Origin of the sequence: Pararhodobacter sp. (assembly GCF_036802785.1) — a bacterium.
Taxonomy (GTDB): domain Bacteria; phylum Pseudomonadota; class Alphaproteobacteria; order Rhodobacterales; family Rhodobacteraceae; genus Pararhodobacter.
In genome coordinates this window covers 16,642-41,644 of record NZ_DAIRVN010000029.1, presented here as the reverse complement: position 1 = coordinate 41,644, position 25,003 = coordinate 16,642, and the positions used below count along the sequence as shown (strand labels likewise).

The following is a 25,003-nucleotide window of genomic DNA, read 5'->3' as shown; positions in this document are numbered from 1 at the left end:
CTCATCCATCCGACGAACCGCCCAGACGTTAACACCGGACCCGCCCGCGCCGCCAGTATTCACGGCAGCCGGAGCGCGCGGCCCGGTCCATACCGGAGGTCCGCGCCATGACCGACGCGCCCGAAGCACTCACCGCCACCCCCGCAAAAGCGGCGGGGAACATCCTGCGCCTGCCCTTTGCCCTGCGCGGCCCGGCCCTTGATTATCCGATCACCGCCAGCGTGCTGCGCTACTGGGAACAGACCCGCGGCACCCGTGTCGCCCCGGCGCGCTCAGAGATCGACCCGCGCAATATCGCGCAGGCGCTCGAATATACCTTCGTCGCTGAACTTGTGACGCCGGAAATTGCCCGCCTGCGCATCGCCGGGCGGCAGTTCGAGGACCTGCTCGGCATGGACCCGCGCGGCATGCCGCTGGGCGTATATTTCAGCCTCGATGCCCGCGATGAACTGGCGCTTGCGCTGTCGCAGGTTTCGCAGGGGGGCCGCGCGCAGCTGCCGTTGCGCGGCGAAAGCGGGCTGGGCAAGCCGGGGCTCGACGGGCTGCTGCTGCTGCTGCCGCTGACCGACGGGCAGGGCCGGATCACCCGCGTTCTGGGCGTGCTGGAAACCCATGGCCAGATCGGCCGCACTCCGCGCCGCTTCAAACTGGCAGCGCAGGATATCCGCATCACCCCGCGCCCCCGCAGCAACCCGGCTGAGAAGCTGTCAGCGCCGGAAACTGCCGCACCTGTGCCTGCCGCACCTGTGCCGGGCCGCGTACCCGGCGCGCGACCGCTGCTGACCGTGATCAAGGGCGGCCGCAAGGGTTAGAGGGGCGAAAGGGCTGGCGGCGCCGGAACCGGGTGCGCCAGCCTCAGCCATACAGCACATCGGCGCGGCGCTCGAATGCACCGACCACACGGCGCATCGCCTCGTCGAAAACCACGCCGATGATCTTCTGCAACAGCGCATTGCGGAATTCGAAATCCACGAAAAACCGCACATCGCAGCCGCCGCCGGGCCGGTCTGCGACCTCCCAGTAAGACTGCAGGTAGCGGAAAGGCCCGTCCAGATACTCGGTCTCAATCCGCCCCTCGGCGGGCAACAGGGTCACGCGCGAACCAAAACGCTCCCGGAACACCTTGAACGAGATCACCAGATCCGCCTCCATCACCTCCGCCCCCGCGGTCCGGCCCTCCAGCGGCTTGCGCGAACGGATGCGCGCCGCCGCTGTCCAGGGCAGAAATTCAGGGTAACGCCCGACATCGGCCACCAGATCGTAAATCTGCTGGGCGCTGTAGGGCAGCGTGCGGCTTTCGGCATGTCGCGGCATCCGGCACCTCTGGTCAGTTCCGGTGCCTTTTCGTAAACTGCGCGTCGCTTTACAAGTGCTGCCATGCGCATCCAGCCCCAAAGGGACAGAATGACCCAGCCCAATTATGTGATTGACCAGATGATTTCGGCCAAATCCATCGCCGCGCGGGTTGAGGCGCTGGCAACCGAGATAACCGCCGCCTTCGCCGCAACGGAAAAGCTGGTGGTGGTGGGGCTGCTGCGCGGCTCGTTCGTGTTCATCGCCGATCTGGTGCGCGAAATCGACCTGCCGCTTGAGGTCGATTTTCTTGAGGCCTCCAGCTATGGCGACGCGCTGCATTCGTCGCGCGAGGTGCGCATCCTCAAGGATCTGCGCGGCGAAATCGCCGGGCGCGATGTGCTGGTGGTCGAGGATATTGTCGATACCGGCTTTACCCTGCACCATGTCAAGAAACTGCTGTTGTCGCGCGAACCGAAGCGCCTTGAGGTCTGCGCGCTGCTCGACAAACCCTCGCGCCGCGAGGTCGAGATCAAGGCAACCTGGACCGGCTTTGAAATCCCTGACGAATTCGTGGTGGGCTACGGCATCGACTATGCCCAACGCAACCGCAATCTGCCCTATATCGGCAAGGTGCGCTTCACCTGATGCGCCTTTCATCTTGCCGCAAATACGCCGGGGGGTGAGGCCGCAGGCCGAGGGGGGCAGCGCCCCCCTTCCCGGTCAGCCCCTGCCCTGACCTATCCCCCGCCCGCTCACGCCGGATTGCGGAACAGATGAATCATCGGCATGTCACGGATCATCACCGGCGCCGCGGTCCGGCACCAGTTCGCCTGCGCGGCGCGGCGGGCGATTTCAGCCTGAAGCGGCGCCGGATCGCCCCAGGTGGCGTAGAGCTTGAAATCAGTGTTGGCGATGGGGCGCAGCCCTTCGTTCAGGATCGCCTCCCAGACGGCGGCGGCGGTGCCAAGCGTCTGCGGCTTGCGGAAATCGTCAAAGGCCACCACGCCGTTCGCGCGCAGCACCCGGCGGGCAGTCTGCGTGTCTTCGCGCACGTTTTCATAAACATGCGAGGCGTCGATATGGACAAAACGGCACGAACCCGCCGCAACATGATCATTGATCGAGGCCGTCGGCGCCCGGATGATGCGCGGCAGCTCAGAATGGAAGGCAAGGTAATTGCGCTCAAATTCGGCCTGGGTCAGCGACTGGCCACCAAAAAACCGCTTTTCGGTCGCGTGCGCCGCCTCTGAGGTGGTGATGTCATCGAACAGATCGCAGACGGTAAACTGCTCTTCCGGCTTGCGGTTTGTCCCGATGACGATGGCGCTTTTCCCCTTGAAAGCGCCCATTTCCAGCAGATCGCCGGGCTCTTCTGTCTGGTTCTGGAACTTCAGGATCCATGAGAACGCGGCCTGATCAATCGGCGCGAACCAGCCGGGCACCTCTTTATACTGCATCAATAAATTCCTTCACATGGCAGGTTTCCGCTTGGATTGTCGCGTAACCGGCAACATCCTTGCCATACCGTTTCGGTGCTGCCAAACAATTCCTTGCCTTTGCCACGTCCTGCGCCGTTTTCTGCCACGCTGGCTTGGTGTATCTGTTCCCAGCCTTTACCCGAAGCGGCAACCGAAACGAGGAAAGCATGTCTGACGACACGATCGAGATCTTTGACGCCAGCGAAGCCGCGTCCGATTCGGACTGGTTGGCGATCATGGATGAGATCGGCGAAGAGACCGGCTATTTCGAGATGCTCGGTTCCCGGCACTCGGCCTTTTTCAGCGATCACGGCCCCATGCTGCTGGTCACCTTTGAAACGCTCTCGGGCGTGCGTGCGGCGGGCGGGCCGCAGATGCCGCTGGGCTATCAGATTGCCGCGCCACGCGGCTGGTCCAGCCTGACGATCTTTGCCCATGAAGAAAGCTGGTATCGCGACCATTCGGTCTGGGGCTATTTCGACCGGCTGATTGACGATGCCTTCTTTGAAGATTTTGACCGCGTGGTGTTTTACGGCGCGGGCATGGGCGGCTATGGGGCGGCGGCCTTCTCGGTGGCGGCACCGGGTGCGACGGTGCTGGCGCTGGCCCCGCAGGCCACCCTCGCCACCGAGACCGCCGAATGGGACCGCCGCTTCCTTCAGGCGCGCCGGCTCGATTTCACCTCGCGCTTCGGCTATGCGCCCGACATGACCGAGGGTTGCGGGCAGGTTTTTGTGCTCTATGACCCGGCGCAACAGGTTGATGCGGTGCATGCCGCGCTGTTTCGCGGCCCGCAGGTGACCAAGCTGCGCGCGCGCAACATCGGGCGTGATCCGCAGGCGGAACTGGCGCGCATGGCGGTTCTGCGCCCGCTTCTGGACAGCGCCTGCGCGGGAACGCTGAGCGCGCAGGGTTTTTACCGGCTCTGGCGCGCCCGGCGGACGCATCCGCAGTATCTGGGGCGGCTGGCGGCGCGGGTTCAGGCAATGAAGCGCCCTGACCGGCTGGTGCGCACCCTGCGCGCGGCGCTCACGCAGGTGGACCATCCGCGCCTGCGTCAGGCCCTGTCGGAGGCCGAGGCGGCGCTTGCCCGCGACAAGGCTGCCCAAGGGCAGGCCGCACAGGGGAAGGCCGCACAGGGGCAGCCCCCGCAATAGGCAGGCCAACGGCCAGCTCGCCGGGCGCAAACCCCCTTCACAGCCTGCCTGCGCCGCGTTAAACCGCCGTCATGACCCGCACCCTGACCCTCACCCGCCCCGACGATTTTCACCTCCATCTGCGCGACGGCGCCATGCTGCAAGGCATCGCCCCGGAAACCGCGCGCGATTTTGCGCGGGCGATCATCATGCCCAATCTGGTGCCGCCCGTGGTGACCGGCGCGCAGGCAGGCGCCTACCGTGAGCGGATCATGGCGGCCCTGCCCGGCAGCGGCTTTACCCCGCTGATGACCCTCTACCTGACCGAGGCCAGCGACGCGGCCGATATCATCGCCGCCCACCGCGCCGGGCTGATCACGGCGGTCAAGCTCTATCCGGCCGGGGCGACCACGAATTCCGGCTCAGGCGTCAGCAGCTTTGAAAATGTCCGCGCCACGCTGGAGGCCATGGCCGAGGCCGGTGTGCCGCTCTGCGTGCATGGCGAGGTGACCGATCCAGCGGTGGATATCTTTGACCGCGAGGCGGTGTTCATCGACCGGGTGCTGGACCCGATCCGCCGCGCCACGCCAGGGCTGACGGTGATCATGGAGCATGTCACCACCGCCGATGCCGTGGCCTATGTGCAAAGCGCCACCACCGGGCTGGGCGCGACCATCACCACCCATCACCTGATCATCAACCGCAACCATCTTCTGGTGGGCGGCATCCGGCCGCATTACTACTGCCTGCCCGTCGCCAAGCGCGAAAGCCACCGGCTGGCGCTGCTGGGCGCCGCGGTCTCGGGCGACCGGCGTTTCTTTCTCGGCACCGACAGCGCGCCCCATACCGATGAAGCGAAGGAATGCGCCTGTGGCTGTGCGGGTTGCTTTACCGCCACCAACACCATGCCCCTGCTGGCCGAGGTCTTTGAACGCGAAAACGCGCTGGACCGGCTTGAGGGCTTTGTGGCCCATCACGGCGCTGATTTTTACGGGCTGAAGCGCAACACCGGCACACTGACACTGACCCGGCAGGACCAGCCGGTCACCTTCCCGGCCCGGATTGAGACCGGGGCGGGGCCGGTCACTGTCTTTGATCCAGGCTTTGCGGTGCACTGGCAGGTCAGCCGCGCCGGGTGACGGCGCCGTCCCCGGACAGCGGTATTGACCCGCGAACACAGCTGAATTACGCCACAGTACACGCCTTGAACATGGGACGGCGACAATCGCGCCTGCTTTCGATTCTGGACACGATTAAAAAATAAAAACGGAATATTTTCACGGGAGGGGAATTATGATCTTGATCGCCGGAGGCGGAATCGTCGGGCTTACCTTGGCGCTGACGGCGCATTCACTGGGTCTGAAGGTGCGGTTGTTCGAACAGGTTGACCGGCCCGCGCCGCTGGGCGTGGGGATCAACCTTCAACCGCAGGCCGTGCGCGAGATGGTCGAGATGGGTCTGGGCGACGCGCTGGATTCGATCGGTCTGCGCATCCGCGAAGTGGCCTATTTCTCCAAGCGCGGGCACAAGATCTGGGATGAACCGCGCGGCAGCTGGGCGGGCTATAACTGGCCGCAGTATTCGGTCCACCGCGGCGAGTTCCAGATGATGCTGCTGCGCGCCGCCCAGATGCGCCTGCCCGCCGGTTCGATTGAAACCGGATGGAAAGCGACAGGCTTCAGCCAGGACGGCGCGACGGTTCAGCTGCACCTGCAGGACCGCGCTGGCAACAGCCGCACCGAAAGCGGCACCATGCTGATCGGCTGTGATGGCATCCATTCTGCCATCCGCGCCCAGATGCACCCCGAAGAGGGCCCGCCCGTCTGGGGAGGCGCGGTTCTGTGGCGCGGCACCAGCCGCGCGGTGCCTTTCCTGACAGGGGCCAGCATGGCGATGGCCGGGCATGAGTGGCAGAAGTTCGTCACCTATCCGATCAGCCAGACGGACCCGGGCACCGGCGAGGCGATGATAAACTGGGTCGCCGAGCTGAAATATGAGGCCACGCGCCAGTGGAACAAGGAAGATTACAACCGCCCCGGCAAGCTGGCAGATTTTCTGCCCGCCTTCGAGGACTGGCAGTTCCACTGGCTGGACGTGCCTGCGCTGATCCGCAAGGCTGACAAGGTCTATGAATTCCCGATGGTTGACCGTGACCCCTTGCCGTTCTGGACGCAGGGGCGGGTCACGCTGGCGGGGGACGCCGCGCATGCGATGTATCCCATCGGCTCCAACGGGGCGTCACAGGGGATCCTCGACGCGCGCCTGCTGGGCAGGTATCTGCGCGATCAGGGGCTGAGCGAAGGCGCGCTGGAAGCCTATGAGGCTGAGCGCCGCCCGGTCACCACCCGGATCATCCTCGCCAATCGCTCGAACGGGCCCGATCAGGTGATGGACCTGGTCGAACAGCGCTGCGACGGTGAATTCGGCGACGTGACCGAGGTGCTCAGCGCGCAGGAGCTTCACGATACCGCCAGCAGCTACAAACAGCTTGTGGGGACGGATATCGACGGGTTGAACGCGCGCCCCTCCATCCTGTAGCCCGCCTTTCTGTAGACCGCCTTCAGATCAGCCTGCCGCCCACCTGCAACCCGGCCCGCCGGGCGGCAACGCCCCGCATGGCCGCTTCCAGCTCATGCACCGCCGTCCCGGCCATGGAGCGGAAAACGCGGAGATCAAACGCCTCCTCCCCCGTCCGCAAGATCAGCGCCTGCATATGGTTGAGCGGCGCGCGCGCCGCATGGCCCGGCGGAAAGCCGTTCAGCCGCAGATCAAGCGGCAGCAGCCGCGCCAGTACCGCCGCGCTGTCGGCCCCCTCCAGCCGCAGCCCGGCCCAGCCGTCGGACTGATCGCTCAGCGCGGCATGGGCGCGCAGCCCGTCAGGGGCCGCAGCGCCGATCAGAAACGCCGTTTCACGCCCGGCCCAGACAATGCGCACCCCGGCCTTTTCCACACTTTCCCCCGGCCCCGGAAAGCGCAGCCCCAGCGGGCGCAAAGCCGCATCCACCCCCGGCACCTGCCCCGGCAAGGGTTGCAGTGCCGTGATCTGCGCGAATTCCAGCGCCGACAGGCGGCAGCGGCCCCGTTCCAGCGGCAAGCCAAGCCCCGCGCAGGGCTCCTGTGCAATCAGTTCAGCCACGCAGCTTCCCCCCTTCCGGATCATGGAACACCGGATGCACCACCTTGCAGGCCACCTTGCGCCCGCGCAGCCCGTCATCCAGCCGCACAATCTGCCCATGGCGCGCGCGCCCGTCCTTCAGAAAGGCCAGTGCCAGCCAGCTTTGCAAGGTCGGCGAATAGCCGACCGAGGTGACATAGCCCTGATTGTGGATACGCAGCGCCGGGTCATTCTCGTTGTAAAGATGCGCACCGGCGCTCAGTTCCGCCTGCGGATCAACCGGCATCAGGCCCACCAGCTGCTCACGCTCAGGCCCCGTCAGCCCGGGCCGCTGGCTGGCACCCTTGCCGATACAATCCTTCTTCGCGCTGATCATCCCCTGCATGCCGATGTCAAAAGCCGTCACCCGGCCATGAATTTCGGCATGCGTGATGAACCCCTTCTCAATGCGCAGCACATTCAGCGCCTCCATCCCATAGGCGCCACCGCCCATGGCTGCGGCCTCTGCCACCAGCCGCCCGAAAAGCGCGGCACCATAGCGCGCGGGCACCGCAATCTCATAGCCCAGCTCACCCGAGAACGAGATGCGGAACAGTCGCCCCTCCACCCCCAGAATGCGCACAGAACCACAGGACATGAACGGGAAATTCTCTGCATCTACAGCATGTTCCAGAAGTGTGTTCAGAAGCGCGCGCGCTTTCGGACCGGCCAGCGCGAACTGGGCCCATTGCTCGGTCACCGAGGTGAAGCGCAGCGCATGAGCGGCACAAAACGCCTGCTGGACAAAATCCAGATGCCGCATGACTGGCCCGGCGGCAGCGGTGGTGGTGGTGATCACGAAATGGTCCTGCTCCAGCCGGGCGCAGGTGCCATCGTCCATCACATGCCCGTCCTCGCGCAACATCAGGCCATAGCGGATGCGGCCGGGTTTCAGGCTGGACATCGTATTGGTGTAAACGAAATCCAGAAACCGTTCTGCATCAGGGCCTTGCACGTCGATCTTGCCAAGCGTCGAGACATCGCACACGCCCACCGCGCTGCGCACCATAGCGACCTCACGGTCACATGTCGCGCGCCAGTCGGCCTCTCCCGCACGCGGGAAATAGCCGGGCCGATACCAAAGCCCCGCCTCGATCATCGGCGCGCCCATCGCCCGGGTCTGACTGTCCGAGGTCAGCAACCGTTGCGGGGCAAAGCCCTGACCGCGCCCGCCAGCCCCCATCGCGCCGATCGACACCGGCGTGAAGGGCGGGCGGAAAGTGGTGGTGCCGGTGGCCGCAATCCCTTGCCCGGTGGCATCGGCCAGCACCGCCAGCGCCGCCACATTCGACGATTTCCCCTGATCCGGCGCCATCCCCTGCGTGGTGTAGCGCTTCATATGCTCGACCGTAGAAAAACCTTCCTGTGCGGCCAGTTGCACGTCTTTGGTGGTCACATCATTGGCAAAATCCAGCCATGCCCGCCCACCTGCATCAACCGCCCAGAACGGCGCAATGGCATAGGGCCGGTCCTCAGCCCCCGGCAGCGCCACCTCGGGGACGGCAAAACCCAGATCCCCCAATGCCGCCGCCGCTACTGCCACCCCATCCGCCAGACAGGCGGCGGTCGAAAACCGCCCGCGCGCCGCACCCGCCACCGACATTCCCGGCACCATGCCCGCGCGTGGCACGAAAGCGGCGAGCCTTTCATCCCATTCCAGGCGCCCACCAAGATGGCAGGCAAGATGCAAGGACGGGTTCCAACCTCCTGAAAGCGCAAGCGTTTCCGCTTCCAGGACGGACACGCCACCAGCATGGCGCACAGCAACATCGCGCAGGCCCAGCCGCCCGCGCGTGCCGATAACCTGCCCGCCGGGATAGACCGGAAACGCCTCCAGCACCGAAACATCGGCGCGCGGATCGACATAACCCGCGATCTCCACACCCTGCGCCGTCAGATTACGCGCGGCCTGTAATGCACTGTCATTATTACCAAATACAAGCACGCGCCCCGGATTCACCCCATAGCGCGCCACATAGCTCTGCACCTCCGAGACCAGCATCACCCCGGGCCGGTCATTGTCCGGATGCGCAATCGGCCGCTCCAGCGCGCCGGTCGCCAGGATGCTGCGCTTCGCCACGATCCGCCAGAAGCATTCGCGCGGCAGATCGCCGGGATCGGCCAGATGCAGGCCCACCCGCTCCAGCGCGCCAAAGGTCCCGCCGTCATAGGCGCCGGTCACCGTGGTGCGCGCCATGAACCGCACATTGGGCAATGCGGCCAGCTCCGCCAGCACCGCTGCCACCCAGTCCAGCCCGGGCGCGCCGCCCACCGTCGGCTGATCCACCAGCAGCCGCCCGCCCATCCGCGCATCCTCATCCGCCAGGATCACATCCGCCCCGGCCCGCCCGGCAACCAACGCGGCCATCAGCCCGGCAGGCCCCGCGCCAACCACCAGCAGGTCGCAAAACGCGAAGGCTTTCTCATAACGCCCCTCATCATGCAGGCCGGAAAGCGCGCCCAGCCCCGCGGCACGGCGAATCATGGGCTCATAAACCCGCTCCCAGAAGACGCGCGGCCACATGAAGGTCTTGTAATAGAACCCCGCCGACAGAAACGGCGCGAAGCGGTCATTCACCGCCATGATATCAAAGCGCAGGCTTGGCCAGCGGTTCTGGCTTTGCGCCTCAAGCCCGCCAAACAGCTCCTGCACCGTTGCCCGCACGTTGGGGGTTTTCTGTTTTCCGTCAATCACTTCCACAAGGGCGTTGGGCTCCTCTGACCCCGCAGTCAGCACCCCGCGCGGGCGGTGATACTTGAACGAGCGCCCCACCAGCCGCACCCCGTTGGCCAGCAGCGCCGAGGCCAGAGTATCGCCCGCAAACCCGGAAAATTCGCGCCCGTCAAAGCGAAAGCGCAGCGGGCGGGAGCGGTCAATCAGGCCCTTGCCGGGGATGCGATGGCTCATACCAGCCCCTCCACCGCCGAAATCGCGTGGCTTATTGTGTCGCGGGTCACTACGGCCCAGGCGCCGCAGGGATCATGATACCAAAGGTCGCGCGTTTCCCCGGCCGGGTTGTCGCGTAGATGCAGGTATTCGTCCCAGTCACCCGCAGACGCGTCAGCGGCGGGGCGGTTCAGATACACGGCGGCACCGTAATAGGTGAATTCGCGCCGGTCGCGGGGGCCACAGCAGGGACAGGAAATGCGCATGGGGGCCTCAATGCAGGTTATGCTGGCTGCCGGTGCCTTCTTCATCCAGAAGATGGCCCGTGGCAAAACGATCCAGCCGGAAGCGGGTGGCAGTCTCATGCGGCTGGCCGGTGGCGATCAGATGCGCCAGCGCCCACCCCGATGCCGGAGCGGCCTTGAACCCCCCGTAATTCCAGCCACAATTCACGAACAGCCCCTCGATATGTGTGCGGTCGATGATCGGCGAGCCATCGGGCGACATATCCATGATCCCGCCCCATGAACGCAGCACTTTCGCCCGCCCGATCATCGGCATCAGCGTCATTCCAGCCTCCATCACATGCTCGACCATCGGAAGGTTCCCCCGCGCGGCATAGGAGGCATAGAAATCCAGATCGCCGCCGAACACCAACCCGCCCTTGTCGGACTGGCTGATATAGAAATGCCCCATGCCAAAGCTGATCACATGATCGATCACGGGTTTCAGCCCCTCGGTGACAAAGGCTTGCAAGACATGGCTTTCAATCGGCAGCCGCATCCCCGCCAGCGCCGCCACCTGCCCGGAGCGCCCGGCCGCCACCATCGCCACCTTGCGTGCCCGGATCGCGCCACGCGTGGTCTGCACGCCGGTCACCCGGCCATTTTCCACATCAATTCCGGTGACTTCGCAGTTCTCGATCAGGTCAACCCCGCGCTGGTCTGCCGCCCGCGCATAGCCCCAGGCCACCGCATCATGGCGCGCCGTGCCGCCGCGCGGATGATACAGCCCGCCATAGATCGGAAAGCGCACCTGGCGATAGTCCAGATAGGGCAACATCCGTCGTACGCCGTCACGGTCCAGCAGCACCGCATCATCGCCCTGCGCCAGCATCGCATTGCCGCGCCGGGCAAAGGCATCGCGCTGGCCGTCGGAATGGAACAGGTTGATCAGCCCCCGCTGGCTGTGCATGACGTTATAGTTCAGCGCGCTCTCCAGCCCCTCCCATAACTTCAAGGAATGGCTGTAGAACTCTGAATTTCCGGGCAAAAAGTAATTCGCCCGCACAATTGTCGTATTGCGTCCGATATTGCCGGAACCCAGATACCCTTTCTCCAGCACCGCGACATTCGTGATCCCGTGGTTCTGCGCCAGATACCAGGCCGTCGCCAGCCCGTGCCCGCCACCACCGATGATCAGCACGTCATATTCCGCCTTCGGCGCAGGCTTACGCCATGCCGGGCGCCACCCCCGGTTTCCCGTCAGCCCCTGCGCGAAAACCCGAAATCCCGAATACCGCATCATTCTGCCCCGAAAACCTTGTCCTTCGCTGCCCGCCCGCCGCTGACAGACCAACCCGCCTCTGCTTCATTTTCTGTCTGAAAATATCCTGGGGGGTGAATGGGCCAAAGGCCCGGAGGGGGGCAACGCCCCCCTTTCTGCGCTTGCCAGACCGAGGCCGGGCTCATTGCGCCGCCACCCTGAACACAGGTTCCATCCCCGCCAGTTCCGCATCGCTCAGATGGCATTTGATCTGATGATTGCCCGCAAGCACCCGTATCGGCGGCACCTCGCGTTCGCACAGGTCCCCCGGCACCCGCGCTTTCCAGTGGCAGCGGGTTTGGAACGGGCAGCCCGGAGGCGGGTTCATCGCCGAGGGAATATCCCCCTCCAGCACGATCCGTTTTTTCACGATCTTGGTGTCCGCAACCGGCACGGCAGACAGCAACGCTTCCGTGTAGGGGTGATAGGGCGGCGCGAAGACCTGATCGGTGGTGCCCAGTTCCACCACGTGGCCCAGATACATCACCATGACCCGGTCGCTCAGATAGCGCACGATCGACAGGTCATGGCTGATGAACAACAGCGTGGTGCCATGTTCGCGCTGGATATCCATCAACAGCTCGGTCACCGCCGCCTGCACCGACACATCCAGCGCCGAGACCGGCTCATCGGCCACCACCACCCGCGCGTTGCCGGCGAAGGCGCGCGCGATGCCCACGCGCTGTTTCTGCCCGCCCGAAAGCTGGCGCGGCATGCGTTCCGAGAATTCGCGCGGCAGTTTCACCAGATCCAGCAATGCCAGCATCCTCTCGCGGCGCTCGGCATCGGACTTTCCCACGCCGAAAATTTCCAGCGCGCGGATGATCTGCCGCCCCACCGTCATCGATGGGTTGAGCGTGTCGAACGGGTTCTGGAACACCATCTGCAGCGACGACACGGTATCGGTGTTGCGGTGCTGGATCGGAGTGGACTGCACATTTTCATCGAACAGCATGATCTGACCGGATGTCGCGGTTTCCAGCCCCATCAGCACCTTGGCGAAGGTTGATTTCCCGCAGCCGGACTCGCCCACAATCGCCAGTGTCTCGCCCTGATGGGCCTCGAAGCTGAGGGTTTCATTGGCCTTGACCACCTTGGGGTCGCCGCCGGAAAAGAGTGACGAGGCCGCGACTTCGTAGTATTTGCGCACATCTTCCATGCGCAGCACCACCTCGCCGATCTTCCCCTGCGCGGCCTGCACGGCGACGGGAAGCGGCGCGTTCCAGTCGATCTCGTTGAATTTCAGGCAGCGCGCCGCATGGCGGGTGTCTTCCTGCACCGGCAGCATGGCGATATCGGCGGCATCACAGCGCCCGGCCTCAAAATAATCGCAGCGCGGGCCGAAATTGCAGCCCTTCGGGCGCTCATGCGGCAGGGGAAAATTGCCGGGAATGGCGCGCAGCGGCCGGGTTGTCTTGTCAGCGCCCGGCAGCGGGATGGAGCGGAACAGCGCCTGCGTATAGGGGTGGCGCATCCGGTCAAAGACATCCTTGATATCGCCGGTCTCGACGGCCTCGCCGGAATACATCACGGTGATGCGGTCGCAGACCTCCATCACCAACCCCAGATTATGGCTGATGAACAGCATCGAGGTGCCGTATTTCGCCGCCAGATCATTGACCAGATCGACGATCCCGGCCTCTACCGTCACATCCAGCGCGGTGGTGGGTTCATCGAGGATCAGCAGCGCGGGTTTCGACATCAGCGCCATGGCGATGACGATGCGCTGTTGCTGCCCGCCGGACAGCTGGTGCGGATAGGCATTCAGGATGCGCTCAGGGTCCGGCAGGCGCACATCGGCGACCAGCTGGCGGGCCAACGCGCGTGCCTCGGCTTTGCCCATGCCGCGATGGATCATCGGCACTTCCATCAGTTGCTGGCCGATCTTCATCGCCGGGTTCAGGCTCGCCATCGGTTCCTGATAGATCATGGCGATCTCCGAGCCGCGCAGCTTGCGCAGTTCCTCCTGCCCCATGGTCGTCAGATCGCGGCCCTTGAAGGTGATGGTGCCCCCGACAATCCGCCCGTTCACCCCCAGATCGCGCATCACCGCCAGTGCCACGGTGGATTTCCCGCAACCGGATTCGCCCACCAGCCCCATCGCCTCACCGGGCATGACGGTGCAGGAAAAATCCATCACCGCCGGAATTTCGCGCAGGCGGGTAAAGAACGAGATGGACAGGTTCCTGATCTCAAGGATCGGTTGTGACGGGTCCCATTCGGTCATGGCGGCCTCCTTCAGAGAGTGAACGGGGCGGCACCCCGGGATGCCGGTGGGATTGGCAGTGAAAATGGCAGCGAAAATGGCCGTCGGGAACCCGCAGCCGGGTCCTGCGTTATGTCGGCGAGAAAACAAAAACTTGAAGGAGACTGAACCATGCCCATCATCCTCTGGCTTCTCGGCGTCCCGCTCAGCGTCATCGTTCTGTTGTTCCTGTTCGGGATTTTCTGATCAGGCATCATCAGTCCTTCAGACTTTCTTCGCGCAGCCCGTCCGCCAGCAGGTTCAGCCCCAGAACCAGCGACATCAGCGACAGTGCGGGCACCAGCGCGGGGTGAGGGAAGACGGTCAGCAGGCGTCGCCCGGCATTGATGGTAGAGCCCCAGTCAGGGCTTTCCGGGGCGACGCCCAGCCCGAAAAAGCCCAGCGTTCCCAGCAGGATCGTTGTGTAGCCAATGCGCAGGCAGAAATCGACAATCAGCGGCCCGCGCGCATTGGGCAGAATCTCCCACAGCATGATATACCACGGCCCCTCGCCCCGCGTCTGTGCGGCGGCGACGTAATCGCGTGTCTTGATGTCCAGCGTGATGCCGCGCACGATGCGGAAAACGGTGGGCGCGTTGACAAAGACCACCGCCACGAAGACGTTGAGCAGGTTGGGCGACATGCCCCAGAAACCCAGCGGATCGGCGTTGAACGCCAGCCCCGAATAGGCCCAGAGGCCGAGGGCCAGCACCAGCCCGACATAGAGATTGCGCTTGGCGGGCTGGGTGAAGAAGCGCGCGTTCAGCAGCACCATCACAAAAAGCACCGGCACCAGAAACAGCACCCCCGCCATGATACGCGGGATCAGGGTGTTCTGAATTTCCGGCGCGACCAGCAGGAAGAACAGCAGGATCACCGGGAAGGCCAGCACCAGATTGGCTAGGAAAGTCAGCGCGGTATCAAGCTTTCCTGCGAAATATCCCGCCGGAAGACCAAGCGCGATACCGATCATGAACGAGATGACAGCCGCGAAGGGCGCGATGCGCAGCACCTCACGCGCGCCCATGACGGCGCGGGAGAACACGTCGCGCGCCAGCGCATCGCCGCCCAGCAGGAAGTATTCATAGCGCGTCATGGCATCGGGCAGCGGCATGCCGGGCACCGCGTTGCGCATCCGGCTGACCTGCGCCAGCGGGTCATGGGTGATGATCAGGTCGGCAAAAAGCGCGGTGAAGACCCAGAACATGACGATGGCAAAGCCGATCATGCCGATGTTGGAATCGAACAGTTTGCCATACAGCCCCAGCCGCCGCCGGAAGCGTATCGACAGCGCGAAGGTCAGCAGCAGCGCGGCCCAGACCGGCAGCAGTTGCCAGCAAACCCGGGCGATGATCTCAAGCCAGCCAAGTGGTTCCATGCTGTGCTCCCCCCTCAGGAAATGCGGATACGCGGGTTGAGCCAGACATAGCCGATATCCGATATCAGCTGCGTCACCAGAACCACCACCACCGCCACGACCGAGGCCGCGAGCAGCAGTTCGATGTCGTTGTTGACCGCCGCCTCAAAGAGCGTCCAGCCAAAGCCGGGGTAGCTGAACAGCACCTCGACAATCACCACCCCGTTCAGAAGCCACGGAATTTGCAGCATGATCACCGTGAAAGGCGCAATCAGCGCATTGCGCAGCGCGTGTTTCAGCACGATGTTGGTAAAGCTGACCCCCTTCAGCCGGGCGGTGCGCACATATTGCTGCGTCATCACCTCGGTCATCGAGGCGCGGGTGATGCGCGCCACATAGCCCATGCCATAAAGCGCGATGGTCATCACCGGCAGGGTGAAATTCCAGAAGGTGATCCGCTCCAGCGCCGAGCGGGCGTTGCCCTGAAACAGCACCGGCCCGTCGATCACACCCCAGTTGACCAGCAGCGGCGACAGCCCCACTGTGCTGGATGCCAGAAGCGCGATGAACAGCACGCCCGAGACATATTCAGGCGTCGCCGTGGTGGCGATAGCAAAGGTTGACAGCGAGCGGTCGGTGCGTGAGCCCTCGCGCATACCGGCCAGCACGCCTACCGCCAGCGCCATCGGCACCATGACAATCAGCACCCAGAGCATCAGCCAGCCCGTAGCCCCCAGCCGCGCGCTGATCACATCGGCAACCGGCGCGCGGAACCGGGTGGAAGTGCCCCAATAGCCCTGCAACAGCCCGCAACGGTTCCCCGCCGCCGCCTCGGTGCCCTCGCGGGCCACGCAGCGGCCGCGAACAGTGCCGCCCGCCTCCTCAACCACCCAGCCCGGCAACACGCCCAGCCATTCGCCATAGCGCACCAGCACCGGCCCGCCATAGCCGTTGCGCGCCAGCCAGCTTTCAACCTCGGCATCGGTCATGCGCGACCCCGCCTGCGTCTTGGCAAGGGTTTCCAGCTTGGCCGGAAGGTTGGTCAGGTAGAAGACGATGAAGGTCAGGCACAGGGCCGTCACCACCATCACGCCGATACGGCGCAGAAGAAACAGCAGCATGGCGTCTCCGGTGGCAGGGTCGGCGGGCGGCGCGGTGGGGCGCAGCCGGATCCGAGGCTGGGAAACCGCTCAGAAAACGGGGGGCGCCGTGCCCCCCGCGCCCTGTCAGATCAGGACATCCAGTAATACTGGTAATGCACCTCGAACGTCGGGTGCATTTCCGCGCCATGCACATTCGGCCGGGCATGGCGGTAAAGCGCGCGCCAATAGGGCTGGATCAGCACACCCTCATCCTGCATCATCTGCTGAAGCTGTGCCATGACCTCGCGCCGGGCATCCGCATCGGCGATGCCATTGGCTTCATCCAGCAGCGCGTCGAATTCAGCATTGCCGAAAGCCGTCTCGTTCCAGGCCCCGCCGGTGCGATAGGCAAGGTTCAGCACCTGCACCCCCAGCGGGCGCATGGCCCATTCCGTTGCCGAGAACGGGTATTTCGTCCAGTCATTCCAGAAGGTTGCGCCGGGAAGGATGGTACGCTGAATGCTGATCCCGGCATCGCGGATCTGGGCTGCGACCGTATCGCAAGTGGCCGACTGCCAGTCATCATCGACCGAGATCAGCTCAAACTGGTAGTCCCCCAGCCCGGCCTCTTCGATCGCCGCGCGCGCCGCCGCAGGGTCGGTCGTCAGGGGCGGCAGTTCGGCATATTCAGGGTGAATCGGACAGACATGGTGGTTTTCCGCAACCGTCCCCAGATCGTTATAGCCCAGCTCCAGCACGATTTCATTGTCCACCGCCATCTGCAGCGCGCGGCGCACGGCAACGTTGTCGTAGGGCTCCTGCTCCTGATTGAAGCGCACCGCCAGCGTGGCCGATGTAATGGCCTCTGTTTTCTCCAGCCCGATCGCATCGTAGATATCCACGAAATCGCCCTGGCTCTGATACACCAGATCAATCTCGCCACCCTCGATCGCGGCGACATGGGCCGAAGGGTCAGTGCCCAGATCGACAAATTCGATCCGGTCCAGCCAGGCGCCGTTGCCCTCGTTCCACCAGGTGTGATCGGCGTTGCGCTCGATCACCGCGCCGATGCCGGTATCGTGGCTGACCGGCAGATAGGGGCCGGTGCCGATGGGGTTCGACGTGGGGTCACCGCCGGTATAGGACGGATGGACCACGGCAGCCGGATAATCGGCCATGTTCACCATCATCGCGATATCGGGCGCGGAGAGATGCAACTTGAGCGTATGATCGTCGATGATTTCAATCGCATCGTCGCGCAACGCGCCATCCGCTGACAACGCGCCCATCCGCCCGGCCATCGAGTTGCCTTCAACCGAGGCATCGGCCCAGCGCTCGATGTTATGCGCGACATCGGCCGAGGTGAAGGCATCACCGTTGTTCCAGGTCACGCCCTGACGGACATTCAGGGTAAACTCGGTCGCATCCTCATTCGCTTCCCAGCTTTCCAGCAACACCCCTTCCAGAGAGCCGTCGCGGTTGTACTGCACCATGTATTCCAGCCAGCCGCGGCAGACATTGGCCAGCTCTGACCAGTCCCAGGTGCGCGGGTCACGCTGCGCGCGGATGTCCATCTGCATCCGCAGGGTGCCACCCGCCTGCGGCGTGTCGGCGCGCGCTGCGGGCGCGGCAAGGCCCAGCAGGCCATAGGCGGCAGGGGCGCTCAGGCCCAGTGCGGTGGCCCGTGTCAGAAATTCGCGCCGGCTCAGCTTTCCCGCCCCGCATTCGCGGGCATACATCTTTGCTGCGGGGTGAATCATTTGAGTCTGGATCGTGTCTTTCATCGTCCGTCTCCCTGAATGGCTGACTTGTTGGCTCTGATTTTCATTGGCAGCGGGCCCGCCATCGGGACCCTGCCCTGCCCTTCCCTTGCGTCATTGCGCCGCAGATCGGCGCAAGATATGGTTCTGCAAGCGACATGCGCTTATCCAAACGCGACATGCATGGGATTGCAACCCAAATTATGCCGCGCCCGGCGCCTGTCATCGCCTGTGTTTGTTTCAATCGCGTGGCGCCCCTCCCTCAAATGCGTTTCCACTGGCGTAGTTGCACGGCGCATCCTGCATCTGCAGATGCAGCGCATTGCCCGTGTAGGGATGGGCGCGCGCCAGTTCCTCGTCAAAATCGATGCCCAGCCCCGGCGTGTCCGGCGGGCGGATATAGCCGCCCTCGACCTTTATCGCATGGCGGATCAGCGGCAGGTGAAAATCACCCCCGGTCTGGATGCATTCAACCATCAGCAAGTTGGGGATCATGGTTGCCAGCTGGATATTCGCGGCCCATTCCACCGGCCCGGCATAGAGATGCGGCGCCACCTGCGCGCCGAATGCCTCGGCGATGGCGGCGATCTTGCGGGTCTCCAGAATGCCGCCGGACCGGCCCAGCGCCGGTTGCAGGATCGCCGCCCCGCCGGTGCGCAGCAGCGTGGTGAACTCGGCCTTGGTTGTCAGCCGCTCGCCGGTGGCGATGGGAATGCGCACCGCCTGCGCCACAACCGCGAAATCCAGCAGGTTGTCAGGCGGGATCGGCTCTTCATACCAGAGCGGCAGATACGGCTCTATCGCCTGCCCCAGCCGGATCGCGCCCGAAGCGGTGAACTGCCCATGCGTGCCAAAGAGAATATCGGCGCGGTTGCCCACCGCCTCGCGGATCGCCTTGAGCATGCGCACCGACAGGTCGATATCCCACATCGCGGGCTGATGACCGCCGCGCATGGTATAGGGCCCGGCCGGGTCCAGCTTGATGGCGGTGAAACCCTGCTCAACGGCGGCGAGCGCCGATTCCGCGTTCATTTCGGGCGAGGTCCAGTAATCGGCCTTCACATGGTGAGGCAACGGGTAGAGGTAGGTATAGGCGCGGATCGCCTCATTCATCCGCCCGCCCATCAGCGCATAGACCGGCCGGTCATGCGCCTTGCCCAGAATATCCCAGCAGGCGATCTCAAGGCCCGAAAACGCGCCCATCACCGTCAGATCGGGGCGCTGCGTAAAGCCCGAGGAATAGGCGCGGCGGAACATCCGCTCGATATTCTCGGGGTTCTCGCCCTGCATATGGCGCTCGAACACATCCTCGATCACCGCGCGCATCGCCTTCGGGCCGACCGAGGCCGCATAAACCTCGCCATAGCCGGTGATACCATTGTCGGTGGTCAGCTTGACGAATATCCAATAGTTGCCGCCCCAGCCGGGCGGCGGCGTGCCGACCACGAAGATGTCCAGGTCCTGAAGCTTCATGGCCCCTCTCCCATCACAATCACATTGCGCCGCGCATGGCCCGCCTTGGTATCGGCAATCGCCTCGTTGATCTGCTCCAGCGGGTAGCGGCGGGTGATCAGCTCATCCAGCTTCAGCCACCCCTGCCGGTAGAGCGCCACCAGATAGGGAATATCGCGCTTCAGCACCGTCCCGCCCATGTTGGAGCCGGTCAAGGTCTGCGAGGCGGCGGCCACATTCGCAGGCTCAAAGCGCATCTCCTTGCCAGAGGCGGGCATGCCGACCATCACCAGCATGCCACCTTTCGCCAGCAGATCGGGCGCGCCCTGATAGGCCGAGATCACGCCCACCGTGACATAGACATAATCTGCGCCGCGCCCCTCCGTCAGCGCCAGCACCGCCGCGCGCAGCGCCGTATTGTCAGCGCGCAACCCGTCCGTGGCCCCGAACGCGCGCGCCGCTTCCAGCTTGTCCTCCGACAGATCAATGGCAATGATCCGGCTTGCGCCGGCCAGCGCGCAGCCCTGAATGGTGTTCAGCCCCACGCCCCCCGCACCGATCACCACCGCTGTCGCCCCCACCGGCATCCGCGCGGTGTTGATCACCGCCCCGGTGCCGGTGATCACGCCGCAGGCCAGCAGGCAGGCGGCATCCATGGCGATATCCTCGGGCAGGGGCACGATCTGGCTTTCATGCACTACCACCTGTTCGGCAAAAGCGCCGGTGTTGATGCCGTGCTCCACCACCGTGCCGTCGGCCAGACTCAGCACCCCATTGGCGCGGTCATAGGCGGCCTCACACATGAACGGGCGCCCCAGCGCGCAGTTCCGGCAGCGGCCACAGGCGCGCATCAGCGTCACCAGAACCTTGTCACCGGGCGTCAGATCGCGCACCCCTTCGCCCAGCGCCACCACCCGCCCGGCCGCCTCATGGCCATAGACGGCAGGCAGATGCCCGCCCCAGCCGCCCTCGGCATAAAGAATATCCGAATGGCACACCGCGCAGGCCTCGATGCGCACCTGCACCTCACCGGGTCCGGGCGGGCGCAACATCACCTCTTCAATCACCAATGGCGCACCGAATTCATGGCAGACTGCCGCTTTCATCGCTTTCCCTTCTTCACCGACGGAGGCACTGAATAACCCGGCCCCCCTTCATCTGTTCAAAAATATCCCGGGGGGCGCCGCGCAGCGGCGTGGGGGGCAGCGCCCCCCGCCCCGGCCGCCCCACTCACGAACGCATCCTTGCGCCTTCCGGGTCAAAGGGCGGCTCCAGCGCTATCCGGGCGGCGCAACGGATGCCCATGATCTCCACCTCGAACATCCCCCTCTCCCCTCGCTCAGCCAGCACTGCAGGCAGATAGCCCTGCGCCATCGACGCCCCCACCCCATGCGCATACCCGCCCGAGGTCACCCAGCCCACCACTCGCCAATCGCCATCGCGCACCGGGTCCGGGCGCGGCATCTCATGGCCCTTCGCATCGAAACGCACCGCGCCGTAGCCATGCGGCGGCTCCAATGTGCCGAAATCCTGATCGCCCACGCGCGCCCAGACCGGCTCATCACCCATGACATCCGCCGTTCCCGCCTCGATCATCAGGGACACCCGGCGCAGGCGCGGCCCGGCGTCGCGTTCCGCCAGCGCCGCCGCACGGCCGATGAAACCGGGCTTGCGGAATTTCACGAACCGCTCCATCCCTCCCTCGAACGGCCCGTAAATGGGGCGCAGTTCGGCAAACCATGTCGGAAAGTTCTTTTCCAGCCGCATCGACAGCAAAGCGCGCATGCCGAAATCGACGATGCCATGCTCTGCCCCGGCCTCCTTGATCGCCAGATAGACCCGGCGCTGAACGCTCGGCTTCATCCAGATCTCATAGCCAAGATCGCCGGTATAGCTGATGCGGTTGACCATGCAGGGCGCGCCCGCCACATCCATTTCGCGGAAATCCATGAAGCGGAAGGCCGCGTTCGACACATCGCCGTCCACCAGCCCGGCCAGCACATCACGCGCGCGCGGCCCGGCAATCGACAGGCCCACCAGATCGGTATGGAAGCGCTGCACCATGACCGAGCCATCGGCGGGCAGATGCGCCTCGAACCAGCGCATGTGAAACTTGGACGCCCCCAGCGAGCCCCAGATCATGAACCGCCCCTCAGCGGCCTTGGCGATGGTGAAATCACCGATCAGCTTGCCGCGCTCATTGAGCATCGGTGTCAGCACCAGACGGCCCGGCGCGGGCATGGTGTTGGTCATCAGCCATTCCAGCCAGGCCTCCGCCCCCGGCCCGCTGACCTGATATTTGGCGAAATTGGCGATCTCGGTCACGCCCACCCGCTCACGCACCGCGCGCACCTCGGCGCCGACATGCGCGAAATCGTTCGAGCGGTGGAAGCTGGGGATATCATAGGCCTCAGCCGCTGAGGGCGCGAACCACAAAGGCGTCTCCAGCCCCCATGTATCGCCCATCACCGCGAAATTGTCGCGTAGCATCAGATCATAGAGCGGCGTGGTTTCAGCGGGCCGGGCGGCGGGCAGTTCCTCGTTCGGGAAGCGGATGGAGAAGCGGCGCGAGTAGTTCTCGCGCACCTTGGCGTTGGTGTAGCGCAGGGTTGCCCATTCACCGTAGCGCGCCACATCCATGGCAAAGATGTCATGCCCCGGGTCGCCCTCGACCATCCAGTTGGCCAGCGCCAGCCCGACGCCCCCGCCCTGGCTGAACCCCGCCATCACCGCGCAGGCGCACCAGAAATTGGTCAGCCCCTGCACCGGCCCCACCAGCGGGTTGCCATCGGGGGCAAAGGTGAAGGGGCCGTTGATCACCTGTTTGATGCCCGCATGTTCCAGCGCCGGGAAGTGGCGGAAACCCACTTCCAGCGAAGGCGCGATGCGCTCAAGGTCCGGCGCCAGCAATTCATGGCCGAAATCCCATGGCGTGTTGACCGGAGACCACGGTTTGCAGGCCTTCTCATAGGTGCCCAGCAGGATGCCCTCGCGTTCCTGCCGCGTGTAGATCTCGCCCTTGAAGTCGATCACGCCGATCAGCTCGCGCCCGGTCTCGCGGTTGAAGGCGGCGACTTCCTCCATCGGCTCGGTCAGCAGATACATATGCTCCATCGCCAGAACCGGCAGTTCCAGCCCCACCATGCGCCCCACCTCGCGCGCCCAGAGGCCGCCTGCATTGACCACATGTTCGCAGCGGATGGCGCCGTTGACGGTGTGGAGCGTCCACATCCCGTCTGTATCCTGGGTGATATCCTGCACCGGGTTGCGCAGCTCAATCTCGGCGCCCAGCACTTTCGCGGCCTTGGCATAGGCGTGGGTGGTGCCGGACGGGTCCAGATGCCCCTCCACCGGGTCCCAGAGCGCACCGACGAAATGCTGCGTGTCCATCAGCGGGAACATCGCCTTGGCCTCAAGGGGTGTGATCAGTTCGGTCTCCATCCCCAGCGCGCGGCCACGGGCATGGGTGAGGCGCAGGAAATCCATCCGCTCGGGGCTGTCGGCCAGCATCACGCCGCCGGTCAGATGCAAGCCGCAGGACTGGCCCGAGAGTTCCTCAAGCTCCTTGTACAGCGATACGGTATAGGCCTGAAGCTTGGCCACATTCGGGTCGCCGTTGAGCGTGTGAAAGCCCCCCGCCGCATGCCAGCTTGACCCTGAAGTCAACTCGGACCGCTCGATCAGCAGCACATCCTTCCAGCCCGCGCGCGCCAGATGGTAGAGGACGGAACACCCCACCACGCCGCCGCCGATCACCACGGCCCTGTAGGTTCTGGTCATGCAACTTCCTCCAGCGGTGGATGGCAGCCCATCCCGATCAGTGTATCCCTCAGCGCCGCCACCATTTCGGGCGGCGTGCGCGGGCCGGTGACATAGGGCAGACCGGGCCGCGCGGCGGTCCAACCCAACACGACAAGGCCACGGGTGCAAGCCTCATGGCCCTGGGCCAGCGCCCAGCTTCGGCAATCGACGGCGGCGATATCGGCGCGCCCTTCCGCAACCGTCCTGAGCGCGGCGCGGTGGCTGCCGGTCAGCACCACCCCCGCCGCCCGTTGCGCCGGGTCCGCCCCCAGATCGCGCGCCAGCGCCAGCCAGCCGGACAGCGAATGGCGCGCATTTGCCGCCAGCAACCGGCCCTTCAGCACCCCCTCGGGCAGATCGGCCTGCGGCCCTTTGGGCACGGGCCGGGCGATGCCCGAACGGCCAATCAGGACCGAGCGGTAGAGCGGCCCCTGCCCGCCCGCGACATCGGAGTAATCCGGCTGCGCCAGCACCCGCAGCCCCGGCAACATCCCCAGCGAGAGCGGCCCCCAGCAGGTTTGCCCCAGCATCAGCGCCGGGTCACGCCACAGGGCGAACATCGCGGCCTCATCCGCCGGGCGGGTCAGGGTAGCGGGCAGATCATCGCCGGTGGAGGTGGAGATACGGGTGCGGATACCGGCCCAAAGCGCATCGACCGAAGCGCGCTCTTCAGGCCAGTCATACATCGGCAGGCAGGCAGGCCCGCTCATGCCGCACGCCTGCGCCGCTGGCGCGGCGCTCTGGGCGGTATCGCGGGTGGCTGAGGTATCTCGGGGAAAATCCGCAGCGCCGGATGGGCGACCGGCTCCTTGGCGCGCAGGGCATGGGCGCGGAAAAGCTGCCAGTAATTGCGATAGACATAGCCGCCATTGAGCGCCTGCCAGTAATCGCGCCGCTCGCGGTAAAGGCGCGGCAGCGCATACCACGGCGCACCGGGCATCTGATGGTGCACGATATGCAGATTGTTGTGCAGGAACAGCCATGACAGGGGCGAGTGTTCAACAATAATGGTGCGACCCTCGGGCATCTCGTGCCAGCGATGCTCGGCATAGGTGCGGATCGACAGGAGCGAGAGCGCAGGCCAGACCACCGCCAGCAGATAAAGCCAGAACGGGATGCCGAAGGCGATGACCGCTGCAAGCACCGGCACCAGCGCCAGCAGATGAAGCGCCCATGCCAGCCGCACCCCGCGCGCACCGGCCCGCAGCAGCCGCGCCTCGGAGGCCAGAAAGCCCGCCGCGCCCAGCACTGGCCCCAGCACGATCCGCCCCAGCATGGTGTTGTTCAGCCGCAGCACCGCGCCCAGCCAGCCGGGCATGGCGGCAAGCTGCCAGCGCGCCTTGTAATAGCTTTCAGGGTCTTCAAACGGGTCGGTCAGGCGGGCGTCGTGGTGATGGGCCAGATGCGTGCGCCGGTAGCGGCGATACGGATGGATCATCGACAGGGGCAGCGCCACAAGGGCCTCGTTCACGCGGGGGTTGCGGGTGGGGTGGCCGTGCAGGCATTCATGCACCAGCGAGGAATGCAGCGCCGCCATAAGCGCCATCACCGCAAGCGCCGCCGCCGGGGCCAGCGGCCACAGGAACCAGCCCGCAGCCACCCAGACGCCGTAACAGCCCGCAATCAGCGCCAGGGTCAGCCACTCGATGCGCATCAACGCTCCTGTCAGACGGTTGCAGAAAATCTCCGGCCCGGAAAGGCCCGCCGGGCCCCTCGCCAGAGGCTTCAGTCTGGCGCGATCAGGCCCGGCGGATCAACGCGCGTATGAACGTCATTTCAGTTCATGATTGACGCCTTTGGTAAAATTTCG

20 protein-coding genes are annotated in these 25,003 nt (G+C 64.9%); 5 read left to right on the top strand and 15 right to left on the bottom strand.

Going from position 1 to position 25,003, the window contains the following annotated elements; translation table 11 throughout:
- Window positions 1-107: 107 nt before the first annotated feature.
- Window positions 108-812 (top strand): PAS domain-containing protein, encoded by a 705-nt coding sequence (locus tag V7Q53_RS11625; protein ID WP_333828717.1) that lies wholly within the window; start codon window positions 108-110, stop codon window positions 810-812.
- Between the two features lie 43 nt (window positions 813-855).
- Here the strand turns inward: V7Q53_RS11625 and V7Q53_RS11620 are convergent, their stop codons facing one another.
- Window positions 856-1,314 carry a type II toxin-antitoxin system RatA family toxin gene (locus V7Q53_RS11620; RefSeq protein ID WP_333828716.1) on the bottom strand — a complete coding sequence of 153 codons (459 nt, stop codon included), beginning with the start codon at window positions 1,312-1,314 and terminating at the stop codon, window positions 856-858.
- Window positions 1,315-1,404: 90 nt separating this feature from the next.
- Between V7Q53_RS11620 and hpt the strand changes: the two genes are divergently transcribed.
- The gene (hpt, locus tag V7Q53_RS11615) at window positions 1,405-1,941 is read left to right on the top strand and encodes a hypoxanthine phosphoribosyltransferase (RefSeq protein ID WP_333828715.1); all 537 of its coding nucleotides are present in this window, start codon (window positions 1,405-1,407) and stop codon (window positions 1,939-1,941) included.
- Window positions 1,942-2,048: 107 nt separating this feature from the next.
- Here the strand turns inward: hpt and V7Q53_RS11610 are convergent, their stop codons facing one another.
- A complete protein-coding gene (locus tag V7Q53_RS11610; protein ID WP_333828714.1) occupies window positions 2,049-2,753 on the bottom strand; it encodes a class I SAM-dependent methyltransferase in 705 nt (234 codons plus the stop codon).
- 188 nt (window positions 2,754-2,941) lie between these two features.
- On the opposite strand from V7Q53_RS11610, the gene V7Q53_RS11605 reads away from it, so the two are divergent.
- The 3 genes from V7Q53_RS11605 to V7Q53_RS11595 all read left to right on the top strand — a co-directional run bounded on the left by V7Q53_RS11605 (window position 2,942) and on the right by V7Q53_RS11595 (window position 6,448).
- The gene (locus V7Q53_RS11605; protein ID WP_333828713.1) at window positions 2,942-3,931 is read left to right on the top strand and encodes a phosphoadenosine phosphosulfate reductase; all 990 of its coding nucleotides are present in this window, start codon (window positions 2,942-2,944) and stop codon (window positions 3,929-3,931) included.
- A gap of 71 nt (window positions 3,932-4,002) precedes the next feature.
- A complete protein-coding gene (gene pyrC, locus V7Q53_RS11600; protein ID WP_333828712.1) occupies window positions 4,003-5,049 on the top strand; it encodes a dihydroorotase in 1,047 nt (348 codons plus the stop codon).
- A gap of 154 nt (window positions 5,050-5,203) precedes the next feature.
- Window positions 5,204-6,448 (top strand): flavin-dependent oxidoreductase, encoded by a 1,245-nt coding sequence (locus tag V7Q53_RS11595; protein WP_333828711.1) that lies wholly within the window; start codon window positions 5,204-5,206, stop codon window positions 6,446-6,448.
- Between the two features lie 22 nt (window positions 6,449-6,470).
- Here the strand turns inward: V7Q53_RS11595 and V7Q53_RS11590 are convergent, their stop codons facing one another.
- The 13 genes from V7Q53_RS11590 to V7Q53_RS11530 form a co-directional block, all read right to left on the bottom strand.
- Window positions 6,471-7,046 (bottom strand): sarcosine oxidase subunit gamma, encoded by a 576-nt coding sequence (locus tag V7Q53_RS11590; RefSeq protein WP_333828710.1) that lies wholly within the window; start codon window positions 7,044-7,046, stop codon window positions 6,471-6,473.
- Entirely contained in the window at window positions 7,039-9,972 is a 2,934-nt protein-coding gene (locus V7Q53_RS11585; protein ID WP_333828709.1) for a sarcosine oxidase subunit alpha family protein, read from the bottom strand. The genes V7Q53_RS11590 and V7Q53_RS11585 overlap by 8 nt, the downstream gene beginning before the upstream one ends.
- Complete coding sequence (locus tag V7Q53_RS11580; protein ID WP_333828708.1) at window positions 9,969-10,217, bottom strand: sarcosine oxidase subunit delta; 249 nt, start codon at window positions 10,215-10,217, stop codon at window positions 9,969-9,971. Before V7Q53_RS11580 ends, V7Q53_RS11585 begins: the two co-directional genes overlap by 4 nt.
- 7 nt (window positions 10,218-10,224) lie before the next feature.
- Window positions 10,225-11,475, bottom strand: coding sequence for a sarcosine oxidase subunit beta family protein (locus V7Q53_RS11575; protein ID WP_333828707.1), 1,251 nt, complete (start codon window positions 11,473-11,475; stop codon window positions 10,225-10,227).
- Window positions 11,476-11,638: 163 nt separating this feature from the next.
- Window positions 11,639-13,723 carry an ABC transporter ATP-binding protein gene (locus V7Q53_RS11570; RefSeq protein ID WP_333828706.1) on the bottom strand — a complete coding sequence of 695 codons (2,085 nt, stop codon included), beginning with the start codon at window positions 13,721-13,723 and terminating at the stop codon, window positions 11,639-11,641.
- Window positions 13,724-13,958: 235 nt separating this feature from the next.
- The gene (locus V7Q53_RS11565; protein WP_333828705.1) at window positions 13,959-15,119 is read right to left on the bottom strand and encodes an ABC transporter permease; all 1,161 of its coding nucleotides are present in this window, start codon (window positions 15,117-15,119) and stop codon (window positions 13,959-13,961) included.
- 14 nt (window positions 15,120-15,133) lie between these two features.
- Complete coding sequence (locus V7Q53_RS11560; RefSeq protein WP_333828704.1) at window positions 15,134-16,219, bottom strand: ABC transporter permease; 1,086 nt, start codon at window positions 16,217-16,219, stop codon at window positions 15,134-15,136.
- A 110-nt stretch (window positions 16,220-16,329) separates the two neighbouring features.
- Window positions 16,330-17,964, bottom strand: coding sequence for an ABC transporter substrate-binding protein (locus V7Q53_RS11555; protein WP_333828703.1), 1,635 nt, complete (start codon window positions 17,962-17,964; stop codon window positions 16,330-16,332).
- A 216-nt stretch (window positions 17,965-18,180) separates the two neighbouring features.
- Window positions 18,181-19,413 carry a mandelate racemase/muconate lactonizing enzyme family protein gene (locus V7Q53_RS11550; protein ID WP_333828702.1) on the bottom strand — a complete coding sequence of 411 codons (1,233 nt, stop codon included), beginning with the start codon at window positions 19,411-19,413 and terminating at the stop codon, window positions 18,181-18,183.
- A complete protein-coding gene (locus tag V7Q53_RS11545) occupies window positions 19,410-20,498 on the bottom strand; it encodes a Zn-dependent alcohol dehydrogenase (protein WP_333828701.1) in 1,089 nt (362 codons plus the stop codon). The genes V7Q53_RS11550 and V7Q53_RS11545 overlap by 4 nt, the downstream gene beginning before the upstream one ends.
- A gap of 124 nt (window positions 20,499-20,622) precedes the next feature.
- The gene (locus V7Q53_RS11540) at window positions 20,623-23,172 is read right to left on the bottom strand and encodes a GcvT family protein (RefSeq protein WP_333828700.1); all 2,550 of its coding nucleotides are present in this window, start codon (window positions 23,170-23,172) and stop codon (window positions 20,623-20,625) included.
- Window positions 23,169-23,903 carry a phosphate/phosphite/phosphonate ABC transporter substrate-binding protein gene (locus tag V7Q53_RS11535; protein ID WP_333828699.1) on the bottom strand — a complete coding sequence of 245 codons (735 nt, stop codon included), beginning with the start codon at window positions 23,901-23,903 and terminating at the stop codon, window positions 23,169-23,171. The genes V7Q53_RS11540 and V7Q53_RS11535 overlap by 4 nt, the downstream gene beginning before the upstream one ends.
- On the bottom strand, window positions 23,900-24,847 hold the full coding sequence (locus V7Q53_RS11530) for a fatty acid desaturase (protein WP_333828698.1): 948 nt from the start codon (window positions 24,845-24,847) through the stop codon (window positions 23,900-23,902). The genes V7Q53_RS11535 and V7Q53_RS11530 overlap by 4 nt, the downstream gene beginning before the upstream one ends.
- Between the last annotated feature and the right edge of the window lie 156 nt (window positions 24,848-25,003).

Bases quoted from the DNA above. Each gene is read 5' to 3' on its own strand.
- V7Q53_RS11545 (WP_333828701.1), bottom strand. From the start codon at position 20,498: ATGAAAGCGGCAGTCTGCCATGAATTCGGTGCGCCATTGGTGATTGAA.
- V7Q53_RS11605 (WP_333828713.1), top strand. From the start codon at position 2,942: ATGTCTGACGACACGATCGAGATCTTTGACGCCAGCGAAGCCGCGTCC.
- V7Q53_RS11530 (WP_333828698.1), bottom strand. From the start codon at position 24,847: ATGCGCATCGAGTGGCTGACCCTGGCGCTGATTGCGGGCTGTTACGGC.
- V7Q53_RS11560 (WP_333828704.1), bottom strand. From the start codon at position 16,219: ATGCTGCTGTTTCTTCTGCGCCGTATCGGCGTGATGGTGGTGACGGCC.
- V7Q53_RS11565 (WP_333828705.1), bottom strand. From the start codon at position 15,119: ATGGAACCACTTGGCTGGCTTGAGATCATCGCCCGGGTTTGCTGGCAA.
- V7Q53_RS11585 (WP_333828709.1), bottom strand. From the start codon at position 9,972: ATGAGCCATCGCATCCCCGGCAAGGGCCTGATTGACCGCTCCCGCCCG.
- V7Q53_RS11555 (WP_333828703.1), bottom strand. From the start codon at position 17,964: ATGAAAGACACGATCCAGACTCAAATGATTCACCCCGCAGCAAAGATG.
- V7Q53_RS11550 (WP_333828702.1), bottom strand. From the start codon at position 19,413: ATGAAGCTTCAGGACCTGGACATCTTCGTGGTCGGCACGCCGCCGCCC.
- hpt (WP_333828715.1), top strand. From the start codon at position 1,405: ATGACCCAGCCCAATTATGTGATTGACCAGATGATTTCGGCCAAATCC.
- V7Q53_RS11540 (WP_333828700.1), bottom strand. From the start codon at position 23,172: ATGACCAGAACCTACAGGGCCGTGGTGATCGGCGGCGGCGTGGTGGGG.
- V7Q53_RS11570 (WP_333828706.1), bottom strand. From the start codon at position 13,723: ATGACCGAATGGGACCCGTCACAACCGATCCTTGAGATCAGGAACCTG.
- V7Q53_RS11610 (WP_333828714.1), bottom strand. From the start codon at position 2,753: ATGCAGTATAAAGAGGTGCCCGGCTGGTTCGCGCCGATTGATCAGGCC.
- V7Q53_RS11620 (WP_333828716.1), bottom strand. From the start codon at position 1,314: ATGCCGCGACATGCCGAAAGCCGCACGCTGCCCTACAGCGCCCAGCAG.
- V7Q53_RS11575 (WP_333828707.1), bottom strand. From the start codon at position 11,475: ATGCGGTATTCGGGATTTCGGGTTTTCGCGCAGGGGCTGACGGGAAAC.
- V7Q53_RS11625 (WP_333828717.1), top strand. From the start codon at position 108: ATGACCGACGCGCCCGAAGCACTCACCGCCACCCCCGCAAAAGCGGCG.
- V7Q53_RS11580 (WP_333828708.1), bottom strand. From the start codon at position 10,217: ATGCGCATTTCCTGTCCCTGCTGTGGCCCCCGCGACCGGCGCGAATTC.
- V7Q53_RS11535 (WP_333828699.1), bottom strand. From the start codon at position 23,903: ATGAGCGGGCCTGCCTGCCTGCCGATGTATGACTGGCCTGAAGAGCGC.
- V7Q53_RS11595 (WP_333828711.1), top strand. From the start codon at position 5,204: ATGATCTTGATCGCCGGAGGCGGAATCGTCGGGCTTACCTTGGCGCTG.
- pyrC (WP_333828712.1), top strand. From the start codon at position 4,003: ATGACCCGCACCCTGACCCTCACCCGCCCCGACGATTTTCACCTCCAT.